12 protein-coding genes are annotated in these 13,982 nt (G+C 35.6%); 6 read left to right on the top strand and 6 right to left on the bottom strand.

Going from position 1 to position 13,982, the window contains the following annotated elements; genetic code table 11:
* Positions 1-70: 70 nt before the first annotated feature.
* From CJF12_RS02910 to apaG, 5 genes are all read left to right on the top strand, one after another.
* Positions 71-1,339: a glucose-1-phosphate adenylyltransferase gene (locus CJF12_RS02910; protein ID WP_034681791.1), complete on the top strand. Its 1,269-nt coding sequence runs from the start codon at positions 71-73 to the stop codon at positions 1,337-1,339.
* 326 nt (positions 1,340-1,665) lie between these two features.
* Positions 1,666-2,706: an SRPBCC family protein gene (locus CJF12_RS02915; RefSeq protein WP_034681790.1), complete on the top strand. Its 1,041-nt coding sequence runs from the start codon at positions 1,666-1,668 to the stop codon at positions 2,704-2,706.
* A 123-nt stretch (positions 2,707-2,829) separates the two neighbouring features.
* A complete protein-coding gene (locus CJF12_RS02920; protein WP_034681787.1) occupies positions 2,830-5,646 on the top strand; it encodes a 2-oxoglutarate dehydrogenase E1 component in 2,817 nt (938 codons plus the stop codon).
* Between the two features lie 39 nt (positions 5,647-5,685).
* Entirely contained in the window at positions 5,686-6,954 is a 1,269-nt protein-coding gene (gene odhB / locus CJF12_RS02925; RefSeq protein ID WP_034681784.1) for a 2-oxoglutarate dehydrogenase complex dihydrolipoyllysine-residue succinyltransferase, read from the top strand.
* A gap of 83 nt (positions 6,955-7,037) precedes the next feature.
* Positions 7,038-7,424: a Co2+/Mg2+ efflux protein ApaG gene (gene apaG, locus CJF12_RS02930; protein ID WP_034681781.1), complete on the top strand. Its 387-nt coding sequence runs from the start codon at positions 7,038-7,040 to the stop codon at positions 7,422-7,424.
* Here the strand turns inward: apaG and CJF12_RS02935 are convergent, their stop codons facing one another.
* The 3 genes from CJF12_RS02935 to CJF12_RS02945 all read right to left on the bottom strand — a co-directional run bounded on the left by CJF12_RS02935 (position 7,425) and on the right by CJF12_RS02945 (position 9,928).
* Entirely contained in the window at positions 7,425-7,979 is a 555-nt protein-coding gene (locus CJF12_RS02935) for a 3'-5' exonuclease (RefSeq protein WP_034681776.1), read from the bottom strand.
* A 90-nt stretch (positions 7,980-8,069) separates the two neighbouring features.
* Positions 8,070-9,038 carry a glycosyltransferase family 2 protein gene (locus CJF12_RS02940; RefSeq protein WP_034681774.1) on the bottom strand — a complete coding sequence of 323 codons (969 nt, stop codon included), beginning with the start codon at positions 9,036-9,038 and terminating at the stop codon, positions 8,070-8,072.
* 5 nt (positions 9,039-9,043) lie between these two features.
* Positions 9,044-9,928: a lysophospholipid acyltransferase family protein gene (locus CJF12_RS02945; protein WP_034681770.1), complete on the bottom strand. Its 885-nt coding sequence runs from the start codon at positions 9,926-9,928 to the stop codon at positions 9,044-9,046.
* 79 nt (positions 9,929-10,007) lie between these two features.
* On the opposite strand from CJF12_RS02945, the gene CJF12_RS02950 reads away from it, so the two are divergent.
* A complete protein-coding gene (locus CJF12_RS02950; protein WP_034681769.1) occupies positions 10,008-10,577 on the top strand; it encodes a thioredoxin family protein in 570 nt (189 codons plus the stop codon).
* A 46-nt stretch (positions 10,578-10,623) separates the two neighbouring features.
* Here CJF12_RS02950 and CJF12_RS02955 read toward each other — a convergent pair whose 3' ends face one another.
* The 3 genes from CJF12_RS02955 to CJF12_RS02965 all read right to left on the bottom strand — a co-directional run bounded on the left by CJF12_RS02955 (position 10,624) and on the right by CJF12_RS02965 (position 13,855).
* Positions 10,624-10,818 (bottom strand): bacteriocin-like protein, encoded by a 195-nt coding sequence (locus tag CJF12_RS02955; RefSeq protein WP_034681767.1) that lies wholly within the window; start codon positions 10,816-10,818, stop codon positions 10,624-10,626.
* A gap of 69 nt (positions 10,819-10,887) precedes the next feature.
* On the bottom strand, positions 10,888-12,249 hold the full coding sequence (locus CJF12_RS02960) for an aldehyde dehydrogenase (RefSeq protein ID WP_034681764.1): 1,362 nt from the start codon (positions 12,247-12,249) through the stop codon (positions 10,888-10,890).
* Positions 12,250-12,292: 43 nt separating this feature from the next.
* Positions 12,293-13,855, bottom strand: coding sequence for an MFS transporter (locus tag CJF12_RS02965; protein ID WP_131329483.1), 1,563 nt, complete (start codon positions 13,853-13,855; stop codon positions 12,293-12,295).
* Positions 13,856-13,982 lie beyond the last annotated feature (127 nt).

The following is a 13,982-nucleotide window of genomic DNA, read 5'->3' on the forward strand; positions in this document are numbered from 1 at the left end:
AGTTCAGGGGGCGGACTGATATTAAGAAAGAATAGAACATAAATCTAATTAAATAACACGCAAGATACTTATGAAACGAAATGTTATATCCATTGTTTTGGGAGGAGGTAGAGGGACGAGGCTTTTTCCGTTAACCTATTCTAGGTCAAAACCCGCCGTTCCAATTGCCGGAAAATACAGACTGGTAGATATTCCTATTTCAAATTGTTTAAATTCCGGATTGAATAAGATTTTAGTTTTAACTCAGTTTAATTCTGCGTCTTTAAATTCTCATATTAAAAACTCATATCATTTTGATATTTTCAGCAAAGGCTTTGTTGATATCCTGGCTGCTGAACAAAATGTTGAAAATGAAAGCTGGTACCAGGGAACAGCAGATGCTGTCCGTCAGTCGATGAAGCATCTGGAGAAATATGATTATGATTATATTTTAATCCTTTCCGGAGATCAGCTTTACCAGATGGATTTTAGAGAAATGCTGGATTATCATATTGAAAAAGGAGGTGATGTTACCATTGCTACAATCCCAGTGAATGCGAAAGATGCAACAGGCTTTGGGATTTTAAAATCAGATGATGAGGGGAATATTACGTCTTTTATTGAAAAGCCCGGTTTTGATGTTTTGGGAGATTGGACATCTGAAGTTTCAGAAAAGAATAAACATGAAGGAAAAGAATTCCTTGCGTCAATGGGAATTTACATATTCACCAAAAGTATCCTCAAAAAAATGTTTGATGATGATGCCGGTGATGATTTTGGAAAAGATATCATTCCCAATTCGATAGGGAAGTATACAACACTGAGCTATCAGTATGAGGGTTATTGGACAGATATCGGAACGATTCAGTCTTTTTATGAGGCCAATCTGGATTTGTGTCAGGATTTTCCACAGTTTAATCTATTTTCTTCGTCACCGATCTATACTAGGGCGAGAATGCTTCCGCCATCTAAAATTAATGGCTCTTATGTAAGCAAAGCTGTTTTTGGTGATGGGTGTATCATTATGGCTGATAAAATTGAAAATTCAGTTATTGGAAACAGAACACGTATCGATAAAGGAAGTACGATTGTAAACTCTTATGTGATGGGATCAGATTTCTATCAAAATACGGCAGAAATTGTGCTGAATGATCAGCAGGGACGTCCGAATATGGGGATAGGGAAGTATTGCTATATTGAAAAAACAATTTTAGATAAAAATTGCTATATAGGAGATAATGTGAGGATTATCGGAGGTAGTCATTTAAAGGACGGTGATTTTGAAACCCATTCTGTACAGGACGGAATCGTAGTGGTTAAAAAAGGAGCTGTTCTGCCTCCTGGAACTCATATAGGATAAGAGAATGGAAGTTGGAAGCTAGAAGAGGGAGGTTGTTGAAATCAGAAAGACTGGAAGTTCATTTTGAATATTAAATGTTTTAAAGGTTACATTAAGAAGAATCTGTTTCAGTTTCGATTAAAAAAACATTTTCATAGTTAGGTAGAAATAAACCATTAAGATTATTAAGAAACTTCTCTTATTGTCGAGTGGCAAACACTATTTAAATCCACCAATTTACGATTTCACCATTTCACGATTTTGCGATTTTACAACTCAACTCAAAATAATAAAACCAGAGTGATCAAGATATTGGTCACTTTTTTTATTTGTATTACTTTTGTGCGATGCGTTTGTTTAAAATATTTAGTGTAATTGTTGTATTGCTGGTAGGTGCATATGCGCTTTCCATGTACTACTTTGTGGAAGAAAATAAAAACTTTCAGATTGAAAAAGAGATTGATTATCCGGTGGATAAAGTCTTCCATCAATTCAACAATTTACAGAATTTTACCCGCTGGAATAATTTCTTTACAAGTTCCCCGTCTATTGACATTGACTACTATACGCCGTACGAAGGAAATGGAAGTGCAATAAGCTATATCGATCCTAAAAACGATACAGATGGAGAGATGTTTATCCGATACGAGAATAATAACCAAACGCTACGATATCAGCTTTTTGAAGACAAAAATGAGAACCCCACTCTTGTAGATGTTAAATTCAAGGCGATATCTCCTGAAAAAACAAAAATTACCTGGTATGTTCATACCCCTAAATTGCCTGTTCTAAGGAGGGTTGAAAACTTCTGGACCGAAGATCGTTTTGCTGATAATATCGATAAAAGCATGGTCAATCTGAAAAATGTTCTGGGAAATAAAGTAGAAAAAGATAATCAGCTGGCAGCTATCAAATATGATAGTTTGATGGTTGAAAAAGACGAAGAAATAGTATTGTTGGGTATTAATGTCAGTGCTTCCAATAAAAAAGATGCTTTGTATAAAAATATTGTTATGAATTACAATAAGGTTTATAACTATGTAAGTATGGATTTAGGCAAAAGGGATGATGAATTTGGTTTTCCTGTTCTGATTACGGATGCTGATAATTACAAAGATAAAGAGGTGTCTTACTTTATGGGAATTCCTTTATCGAAAAAAATAGGAATTACAGATAATAACTTTAGCTTCAGATCGGTAAGCCCTACTCAAAACTATGTGATGTATTACAAAGGGTCTTATGCCGGAAGAGTGAGAGCGATACAGCAACTCATCCAAAAAGCGAAGAAAGATCAAATGCGTTTTGGTGATATTCGTCAGGTTTTCATTGAACGCCCGATGGAGGATCAGGACGTGAACATGAAGCTTTCATTATCAGTCTACAAGTAAATTCTTGGAAATTATTTTTTTTATGGTTTTTTTAATATTTTGAGGCGGTCTTAACTCGGTTTTTTTTATTAAATTTGAGGATTAATTCGACAAATAAATTTTAATAATAGATAAACTGTAATAATGGACAGATTTTCATTCCTAAACGCAGCTCATTCTCAGTTAATTGAGGATTTATACCAACAGTACTTAAAATTCCCGGATTCTTTAGAGCCATCATGGAAAGCCTTCTTTCAAGGCTTCGATTTTGCCTTGGAGAACTACGGTGATGAAGATAATATTCAATATATCCAAGCTCCAGCTAACACTGCCCCGGCAGTACAGCAAATATCTCAGGCGGTATCAAACGGAGAAGTACCTGAGCACATCAAGAAAGAATTTAAGGTGGTAAACCTTATCGAAGCTTACAGAACAAGAGGTCATTTGTTTACAAAGACTAATCCTGTAAGAGAAAGAAGACACTACACTCCAACTTTAGACATTGAAAATTTCGGTCTTAGTAAGGAGGATTTGAATACGAAATTCAACTGTGCTGTAGAAACAGGGATGAAAGAACCTGCAACACTACAGGATATTATCAAGCACCTGGAAAGCATCTATTGCGATTCTATCGGTGTGGAATACACGTATATCAACAACGTTGAAGAGAAAGATTTTATTAAAAAATGGTTACAGGTTAACGAAAACCATCCAAGTCTTTCAGCTAATGAGAAAACTGAAATTTTATTGAAGTTGAATCAGGCTGTAGCTTTTGAAAACTACCTTCATACAAAATTTGTTGGTCAAAAAAGATTCTCTCTGGAAGGAGGGGAAACTTTGATTCCTGCATTGGATCAGTTGATTTCAAGATCTTCTCAGCTCGGAGTAGATGAGGTGGTTTTAGGAATGGCTCACAGAGGAAGATTGAACGTGTTGTCTAATATTTTTGGAAAGTCTTACAAGCAGATTTTCTCAGAATTTGAAGGAAAAGAATTTGAAGAAGATGTATTCTCAGGTGACGTTAAATATCACCTTGGATCTTCTAAAAAAATAAAGACAGCTTCTGGAGAAGAAGTTGCCATTAACCTGACTCCGAACCCATCACATCTGGAAACAGTAGCTGCTTTAGTAGAAGGTATTTGCCGTGCTAAAGTTGATGACAGATATAAAGGAGATTACTCAAAAGTTTTACCAATTGTTATTCATGGAGACGGCGCAATTGCCGGACAGGGAATTGTATATGAGGTAGCACAGATGATGACTCTTGAAGGATACAAAACAGGAGGTACGGTACATATCGTTGTGAATAACCAGGTTTCATTTACAACCAATTATGCTGATGCGAGATCTTCAACATACTGTACAGATATTGCAAAAGTTACTGAATCTCCGGTAATGCATGTTAATGCAGATGATGCAGAAGCAGTAGTACACGCAATTCACTTTGCAGCTGATTTCAGAGCTAAATTTGGAAAAGATGTTTACATTGATTTATTAGGGTATAGAAAATATGGTCATAACGAAGGTGATGAGCCTAGATTCACACAACCTAATTTGTATAAATTAATTTCTAAGCATCCTAACCCAAGAGAAATCTATAAAGAAAAATTAATTCAGGATAGCATTGTTTCCAATGAAGTTCTTAAGAAGATGGAGACTGATTTCAAAGCGCTTCTGGATAAAGACTTTGATGCTTCCAAGGAAATAGAAAAGAATGCAATGGATGTGTTTATGTCTGATGACTGGACCGATTATCCTATTGCGAAAAGAGGTGCTATGCAGTCATCGGTTGATACCAAGTATGACTTGGCTAAACTGAAGGAACTGGCGCTTAAAATGTCTACACTTCCGTCTGATAAAAAGTTTATTAATAAGATTACAAGACTTTTTGAAAACCGTATCAAAGCAATTGAAGGTAATTCTTTAGATTGGGCATTAGGAGAATGGTTAGCTTATGCTACATTGCTTACTGAAGGACATAATATAAGAATTTCTGGAGAAGATGTAGAAAGAGGAACGTTCTCTCACAGACATGCTGTTGTCAAAACTGAAGATACAGAAGAAGAATATATTCCGTTAAGACATATTTCAGAAAGCAGATTTGATATTTATAATTCTCACCTTTCGGAATATGGTGTTTTAGGATTTGATTATGGTTACGCTATGGTTTCTCCTAATACATTAACAGTTTGGGAAGCACAGTTTGGAGACTTTGTTAACGGTGCTCAGATTATCGTTGACCAATATCTGGCTGCTGCTGAAGAAAAATGGAAAGTTCAGAATGGTTTGGTGATGTTATTGCCTCACGGTTCAGAAGGACAAGGAGCAGAACACTCTTCAGCGAGGTTAGAGAGGTTCTTAACACTTTGTGCAAATGAAAACATGGTAGTAGCGAATATTACTTCTCCTGCCAACTATTTCCATTTATTGAGAAGACAGCTGAAATGGCCTTATAGAAAGCCGCTAATCGTAATGAGTCCAAAATCATTATTAAGACACCCTAAAGTAGTTTCTCCATTGGAGGATTTTGCTAATGGTACTTTCCAGCCTATTTTGGATGATCCTACTGCTGATGCTAAAAAAGTTGAAAAATTAGTTCTTTGTTCAGGTAAATTGTATTTCGAGTTATTAGCTAAAAAAGAAGAGCTTAATGCTGATAATATTGCTTTAGTAAGATTCGAACAATTATATCCTCTACAAGCTGATGCTGTTGAAGCGATCTTCAGTAAATACGAGAACAAAAAAGAGGTAATCTGGGCTCAGGAAGAACCTGAAAATATGGGGGCATGGTCTTACATCTTAAGAAACTTCAGAGATACAGGAATTCAGGTAATTGCTCCTGTACCTAGTGGTGCTCCGGCTCCGGGAAGTCACAAGATGTTTGAAAAGAACCAAAATGCAGTAATCAACAGAGTGTTCAATACCAATGATGCACCGGCAAAAAGACCTGTAACAGCTTAATAATAAATAATAATCAATTTAAAAAATAAAAAATACGATATGTCAGTTTTAGAAATGAAAGTTCCTTCACCGGGCGAATCAATAACAGAAGTTGAAATCGCGACTTGGCTTGTAAAAGATGGGGATTATGTAGAAAAAGATCAACCAATCGCTGAGGTAGACTCAGATAAAGCAACTCTTGAACTTCCTGCTGAACAAAGTGGTATTATTACTCTAAAAGCAGAAGAAGGAGATGTTGTACAAGTAGGTCAGGTAGTTTGTTTAATTGATGTAGATGCTCCAAGACCGGAAGGTTCTGCGGCGGCTCCTGCACCAGCTGCAGAAGCTCCTAAACAAGAAGAGGCTCCTAAAGCTGCTCCAGCTCAGCAAGAAGCTCCAAAACCAGCTGCACAACCTGTAGCAGCAGCGGCTACTCAAACATATGCAACAGGAGCACCATCTCCTGCGGCTAAAAAGATTCTTGATGAGAAAGGTGTTGATGCCGGACAAGTTTCAGGATCTGGAAGAGACGGAAGAATCACTAAAACTGATGCAGAATTAGCTGCTGTTCCTTCTATGGGAAGTATATCTTCTACAACAGGATCAAGATCTACAACGACTACTAAACTTTCAGTTTTAAGAAGAAAAATTGCTTCAAGATTAGTTTCTGTAAAGAATGAAACAGCAATGTTAACGACTTTCAACGAAGTTGACATGTCTGAAATCTTCAGAATCAGAAAACAATACAAAGACGAATTTGCTCAAAAGTATGGAGTTGGACTTGGTTTCATGTCTTTCTTTACTAAAGCGGTAACAAGAGCTTTACAAATGTATCCTGATGTGAATGCATCAATCGATGGAGATTTCAAAATAAACTATGATTTCTGCGATATTTCGATAGCGGTTTCAGGTCCAAAAGGATTGATGGTTCCGGTATTGAGAAATGCAGAAGATATGACTTTCAGAAGCATTGAAGCTAATATTAAAGACTTAGCGACTAAAGTAAGAGATGGTAAAATCACTGTTGACGAAATGACTGGAGGTACTTTCACAATTACAAACGGTGGTACTTTCGGATCTATGATGTCTACTCCTATTATCAATCCTCCTCAGTCTGCAATCTTAGGAATGCATAACATCATTCAGAGACCTGTTGCTGTTGACGGACAAGTAGTAATCAGACCGATGATGTATGTTGCATTGTCTTACGACCACAGAATTATTGATGGAAAAGAATCTGTAGGATTCCTTGTAGCAGTAAAAGAAGGTATCGACAATCCTGTTGAAATTTTAATGGGAGGTGACGAAAGAAAAGCCTTAGGATTATAAATTTTAATAAAATTATAATATAACTTACAATCTCGTCTTAAAAAAGGCGAGATTTTTGTATTTATTTAAACAAATAATAAGCGATGTTCTCAAAAATAACTTCTAATATCAAAGTTTCAGTAGTTCCTGAATATGATAGTAAAAATAGTTACCCTTCTGAAAACCGTTATGTTTTTAAGTATAATATTACCATAGAAAATGACGGTGGTTTTCCTATAAAAATCCTGAAAAGAAAATGGCTGATCTTCGATGTAGGATTCGGTTATACGGAAATTATAGGTGACGGCGTAATAGGATTGACACCAGAAATCTCTACAGGAGAGAATTTCGGTTACTTTTCTAACGTAATGTTACGTTCAGGAGTAGGAAATATGAGTGGCAAGTATCTGGTGAAAAATATGGATACCCAGGAAAGTTTTGAGATAGACATTCCGAAGTTCAACCTGCTTTCAGAAGTTTTAAGCAATTAATTAGAGCAGTTTGATTTTCGGTTGCATATATTCATGAATTTCTTCATTGCTGCTGAGGAATAACTTTTCAAAGGCTAATAAAGAAATTTTTGCACAGGCTTCAGCATCGTCTCCAGCCCTGTGATGGTTAAGACTGATCTGATGATATTCTGCCAAATGCTTTAAACCATATTTAGGAAGATAATTCCATGATTTCTTAGCCAGCTGTATACTGCAAAGGTAATTCAGTTTTGGCGTAAACATTCCATAATGATTAAGGCAGCCTCGTAAAACACCGGCATCAAAACTTGCATTATGAGCGATCATTAACGTTCCATACATCATCTCTTCCACCTCATACCAGATTTCATCGAAAGTAGGGGCATCTTTTACATCTTCGGGTACAATTCCATGTACTGCTACATTAAACCTACTGAAATAGGGAAAACTAGGAGGCTTTATCAGCCATGTTTTTGTTTCAACAATTTTAGAATCCTGAACAATACAGACCCCCAGCTCACAAGCTGAACTTCTGTCATTGGTTGCTGTTTCGAAATCTATTGCACAAAAATCCATTTAAAAGATACTTAAGAATTAAGAAGGTATAAGTTATGAATTATTTTAATAATAGCGTAGGGATGAGGCTATATTACTAAGGGTATTCTATTAAAGAAAATGTTTAAAAATAAGCCATTTACTTTGGTAAAAGTGATCTATTTGTTTCTTTTGGCGAAGCTTCCAGGTTCCGGGAAGTTGAGCGTAAAATCCGAAATGAGCTCTAACCACTGCCCATAAATGTGGAAACCCATATTTAAAGCCAAAATAAATTCCGGCAACTCCATCTAAACACAATCTGAAGAAGATAAGTTCTATAAGCTTTGGAAAAGGAAGATTTTTAAGCATCATAGACAGGTTATTCCGTATGTTTAAATAGGTTTTCTGAGCACTCTGTTTATTTAAAGTGCCTCCGCCAACATGATAAACAGTAGATTTTCCTGTATAATAAATTTTCTTTCCGGTATTAATAAGTCTCCAGCATAGATCTATTTCTTCCTGGTGGGCAAAGAACCTTTCGTCAAACCCATTCTGTTCCCAAAAATCTTTAGATCGAATAAAAAAACAGCATCCGGAAGCCCAGAAAATTTCTGTCTCATCATTGTATTGACCATGATCTTCTTCCACATCATCAAAGACCCTTCCTCTGCAATAAGGGTATCCTAGATTGTCTATTAATCCGCCGCCGGCGCCGGCAAATTCAAAATGGTTCTTATTGTTATAAGATAAAACCTTAGGTTGGATAGCCGATACCTCAGGTTTCTTTTCAAATAGCTCAATAACAGGATTAATCCAGTTTTCAGTAACTTCAACATCTGAGTTGAGAAGGCAGAAGTACTCAGTCTTTATTTGTTTTAAACCTACATTATAACCTCCTGCGAAGCCATAATTTTTATCATTTTTAATAATTTTTACTGTGGGAAAGTTGGTATTAAGGTATTCTAAAGAATCATCAGTAGAAAGATTGTCGATCACGTAAACATCTGCATCTTGAGAAAAATGAATGACACTCGGGAGGAATTTTTCAAGCCAGTTTTTACCGTTCCAGTTTAAAATAACAACTGCTAATTTTTTTGACATCTGATCTATATTTTTTCTGAATCAAAAGTTTTGATTGAATCCTGATATTTCCATCTTCTGTGTGACCACAGATAATTATCAGGACGTTTATGCAATGTGTTTTCTAATAATTTATGAAATTTCTTTACTACCTCATGCTCAACAAATTTTTCTCCATCAGGATAGATTCTGTGATAATTGACCTGATAAAAACCACGCTTCACCTTTTTCATTTCACAATAAATAAACGCAAGATCCATTCTGGTCGCTAATTTATCATATCCAATAAAAACAGGGGTTTTTTGATTAAGAAAATTAAGACCGTAGTTGACATGAGAAACATGGGGGCTCTGATCTGCGACAAACATATAAATTGACTCACCGTCATTTTTGGTCCTGAAAATATTAAGAATAACCTCATTGGCTTCCAGAGCCTGGTTTCCGAATTTATTACGGACCTTTTTCATTTGGTTTTCCCAAAAATCACTGTTTACTTTTCTGTATACGGGGTGACAGTTCTTTTGAGGGACAATTCTAGCCAAAGCATTAATCCATTCCCAGTTGAATACATGTCCTGCAAGTAGGATAATGTTCTTCCCTTCAGCCTTTGCTTCATGGAACAGCTCCTGGTTGATATGCTGCATCCGAACCCTGGCCTCAGTTTCAGAAATACTGAATGACTTTACGGTTTCCACTAAATAATCGGAAAAATTCAGGTAGAATTTTTTTCTTATTTCTTGTATCTCTTCTTCAGATTTATCCGGAAAAGAGTTTTTGATATTCTGAGTGATTACTTTTTTTCTATAACCTACGAGGTTATAGTTTAGAAAAAAAATAATATCCGAAAAAATATATAATATTTTTAACGGGAGCTTAGATATCAGGTATAGTATTTTTATCAGAAAATTCATAAAACAGGCAAATTTAGTGATAATAAAAATATGGTTCTATTTTTGCTGCTAATAAGTATTATTTTTTTACTTTTATGCTATGAAAAAATTGTCAATAACAGCTTTCCTGATGCTAAGTACTCTTATTTTTTCTCAGGAAACAAAAATAACTCCTGATGTTAAGGATTCAAGAGATAAAGCGTTGTTGGTAAAGGCTGACCATGCAGAATTGGAGGCTAAGAAGAAAGCCGCTGAAGAAAAAGCCAAATTACCTAAACCTTATAATCCTAAAGCTGATGCCCAGAAAGATATCGAGAAACTGATTGCACAAGCTAAGAAGGAAAATAAAAATATCATGATTCAGGCTGGTGGAAACTGGTGTATCTGGTGTCTTAGGTTTATTCAGTTTGTACAGACTACCCCTGAACTGAAGCAGATTGTTGATAAAAACTATCTGTATTATCATCTTAATTATTCTCCTGATAATAAGAATGATAAAGTTTTTGCAAAATATATTAATATAAAGGAGCAACAGTTTTACCCATTCTTTATAATATTGGATAGTAATGGAAAGAAAATCCATATTCAACAAAGTGAAGTATTAGAAGATGGGAAAGGGTATAGTAAAGAAAAAGTAAAAGAATTTTTAGAAAAAGGAAAAGTTCTTTAAAATAAAAAAGCTCTTTTTAATGAGTTAAAAAGAGCTTTTTTATTTTTTAATCGCATGTTGAAACATGCATAGAGCCTCCTCTTCCGTTAGCGTCATAACAAGCGGCGCCTCCTTCATATTGGACACATGAAGTACAAGAGCTTACATAAACTATGGAGCCATCAGAACATGATGCTGCACAAGACTTTCCTCCGATGATTATTCGTAAATTTTCTCGGGATAATTTTTTTAAATTTTTCATAATTATGGTGTTTAACGTTCACCAATAAATATATACAAAATTGTCTAAAATTATCTGATTTGTAATTGTTTACATTAATTTTCTTATCCAGCTTAATTTTTTATCAGAATAAGGTGGGTATTTAATATTAGGTTCACCCCAGGTTATTTTTTCAAGAATGGATTTGGAATGTGAAAAGGTTTCAAACCCATAAACTCCATGGTAATTTCCTATACCCGAGTTTCCAACACCACCAAAAGGCAGGTGATCGTTGCTTAAGTGCATGACAACATCATTGATACATCCACCACCAAATGAAATCTTCTGGATGAACATTTGTTTTTCTTCAGAATTATTACTGAATAAATAGGCAGAAAGAGGTTTTTCTAAGTTGGTAATGGTTGTCAATACCTGATTAAAATGGGTAAAAGAAAGAACGGGTAAAATGGGACCGAAAATTTCTTCTTGCATCACATCATCCTGCCAGCCAATACCAGTCAAAAGGGTAGGTTCAATAAATAGTTTCTCTTCATTATAATGTCCTCCGAAATAAACTTTTTCCTGATCAATCAGCTTGATAAGACGGTGAAAATTTTTTAAATTAATAATTCTTGTATACTGTTCGGAATCCGGTTCATAGCTGAACTCTTTAATATATTTTCTAAGCATTTCCAGAAATTGTTCCTGAACAGATTCTTCTACCATCAGATAATCCGGAGCTACACATGTTTGTCCGGCATTCAGGAATTTTCCCCATACGATTCTTTTGGCAGCTACTTCTAGATCAGCATCTTTAGTTACAATAACAGGTGATTTTCCACCCAATTCAAGGGTTACCGGAGTTAAGTGTTCTGCTGCTGCTTTATAAACGATTTTACCCACTTTTGTGCTACCGGTAAAAAATATTTTATCGAATTGTAATTTTAAAAGTTCAGTTGTTTCATCAATTCCACCTTCATAGACGTATGCATACTCAGAAGGGAAATTATTGTTAATGAGATCAGCCATGATCTTCATTGTATTGGCGGCGATTTCGCTAGGTTTTAAAATACAGCAGTTTCCGGCAGCTAAAGCTGCTATCATGGGAGAGAGTGAAAGTTGATATGGATAATTCCAGGCGCCGATTACGAGAACGCAGCCCAAAGGCTCCGGATAGATTCTGCTTTTTCCTAACTGGTTGGCAAGATTGGTTGAAACTCTTTTAGGCTTTGAAAGAGCTTTCATATTTTTTAAATAATAATCAATATCCTTTAAGACAAAAGAGAGCTCTGTTGTAAACGTATCAAATCTGGACTTTCCGAAATCCTTATTAATTGCCTCGTATAAAAGGTTTTCATTTTGAATAAGAAGACCCTTTAACTTCTCTAGATAGATTTTTCTAAATTTTAAACTTTTAGTTTTTTGTGTTTTGAAAAACTCTTTCTGACTGGCGGCTATTTCCTGAATTTCCATAATTCAAATTTGAAAAGGTACTGCAAATTTTCTGCCTAAAATTTTACATAATGTTTCTAATGGCAATTTTAGCTGGATGGTATAAAAGTAATAGGAGAGCTGTAATCAGTGCTAGCCAGAATAATCCGGTAAATATTTCCATATTGGAAAGCAGCATAGACTGAGCAGTAATTTTGGCTTTAAAGGCACCTGCTGTCATTGATAAAGATTCGTTGACAGGTAATTTTGCAATTTGAGCTCCGAAAATTTGATTCCATTGAGAGTAAAAGACAGGATTAGTATCGGTTAAATTATAGCTCAATGTATCAGAATGTTTCAGGGTAAGAAACAACATCAGATTCTGCATCAAAGCATAGCCGATAGCAGTGGTCCAGAAACGGGTAGTGGTACCCATTGCAGTTCCATTCGCCACATAATCTTCAGGAAGTCCTGCAATTAAAAAGAAAACCAATGGTGTGAATAGAAGCCCTTGCGCAATACCCTGTAAAAATAAAGGCGGGCAAATGGTAGAAAGGGTAGTATCAGGATAAAAAGTGTAGGTAAACCAGGCACAGTCTATCGCCAATAACAAGAATCCAGTGAAGAAGACGATTCTGGATGATACTCCTTTCATTAAACAAATACCAGATAAAAACACTCCTATAAGAGTTCCGGCGACATTCCAATACTGGATATCAACGATATAGTCCCACGGCCATTTCCACACGGTAGCCATAATGCTATACACATTATTCAATCCTGAGCGGATCAGATAAAAGATGAAAAATAAAATCATTCCGACAATGACATTTTTGGAGTTGAACACCTCGAAATGAAAAATAGGTCTTTTTGAATTTCTCTGTTTTAGAATAAAAAGTCCTCCGGAAATCATGAATATAAACAAGCATGTAATAATAGTATCCGATTCAAACCACATCAGTCTTTTACCATAAATAATAGCATAAGCTCCTGATTGCAGACAAGCCCATAACAAGAACCAGCTTGGAATGTCCAGTTGATATAACGGTTTTTTCGGGAAAAATCTGTTTTTATTAAAAATCGCAATTCCTATGATTAATACGAAGATGTGGAAATAAAGAATCATTAAGATCATATGTTGAAAGTCATAATCCTGAATGCTTGATTTTAATAAGGAAGTGGTAATAGTTCCCCCCGTAAGCATAATCGTATACATGAAAAGATAAGCAATCACCTTAGCATGTCTGGTATTGAGCTCTGCAATGATGAGTGGTAAAAATATAGCACCCTCCAGTAGTCCGAAAATTCCTTCGAGAAAACGAATCACAAGAATCACATGATAGTCATTAGTAATGGATAATACGTACAAAATAATTACAGAGACCGAGGACATCAGCAGGATATAATATTTAACGCTGAAGTAGGCCATAAATCGCTGTAAAACTAAAAGGGTAACCACAAATGTACCGTACATCAAAATCAATAAGTATTGGACGTCATCTGAGTCTACATCCATAAAAGATGAAGTGAAGGCACTATTAGAATGCAGAATCGATAATAACATCAGGTGGGGAAACAATGCCAGAATAAGAAGTGGCAGTTTCAGCCATTGTGGTACCCATTTATAATAAACTGAATTATGTTGCATGTTTTGAGAGGTTAGGTGGTAGGTAGCAGTAGTTAGGTAGGAGGGATTAGGGAGATTAGTAATTGGTTCCAAGGATCTAGTTTCGAGATGCGAGGCACGGGATCTGAGGTAGTAGATTCATAGTACT

The sequence above is a fragment of the Chryseobacterium piperi genome, assembly GCF_002285635.2.
GTDB lineage: Bacteria > Bacteroidota > Bacteroidia > Flavobacteriales > Weeksellaceae > Chryseobacterium > Chryseobacterium piperi.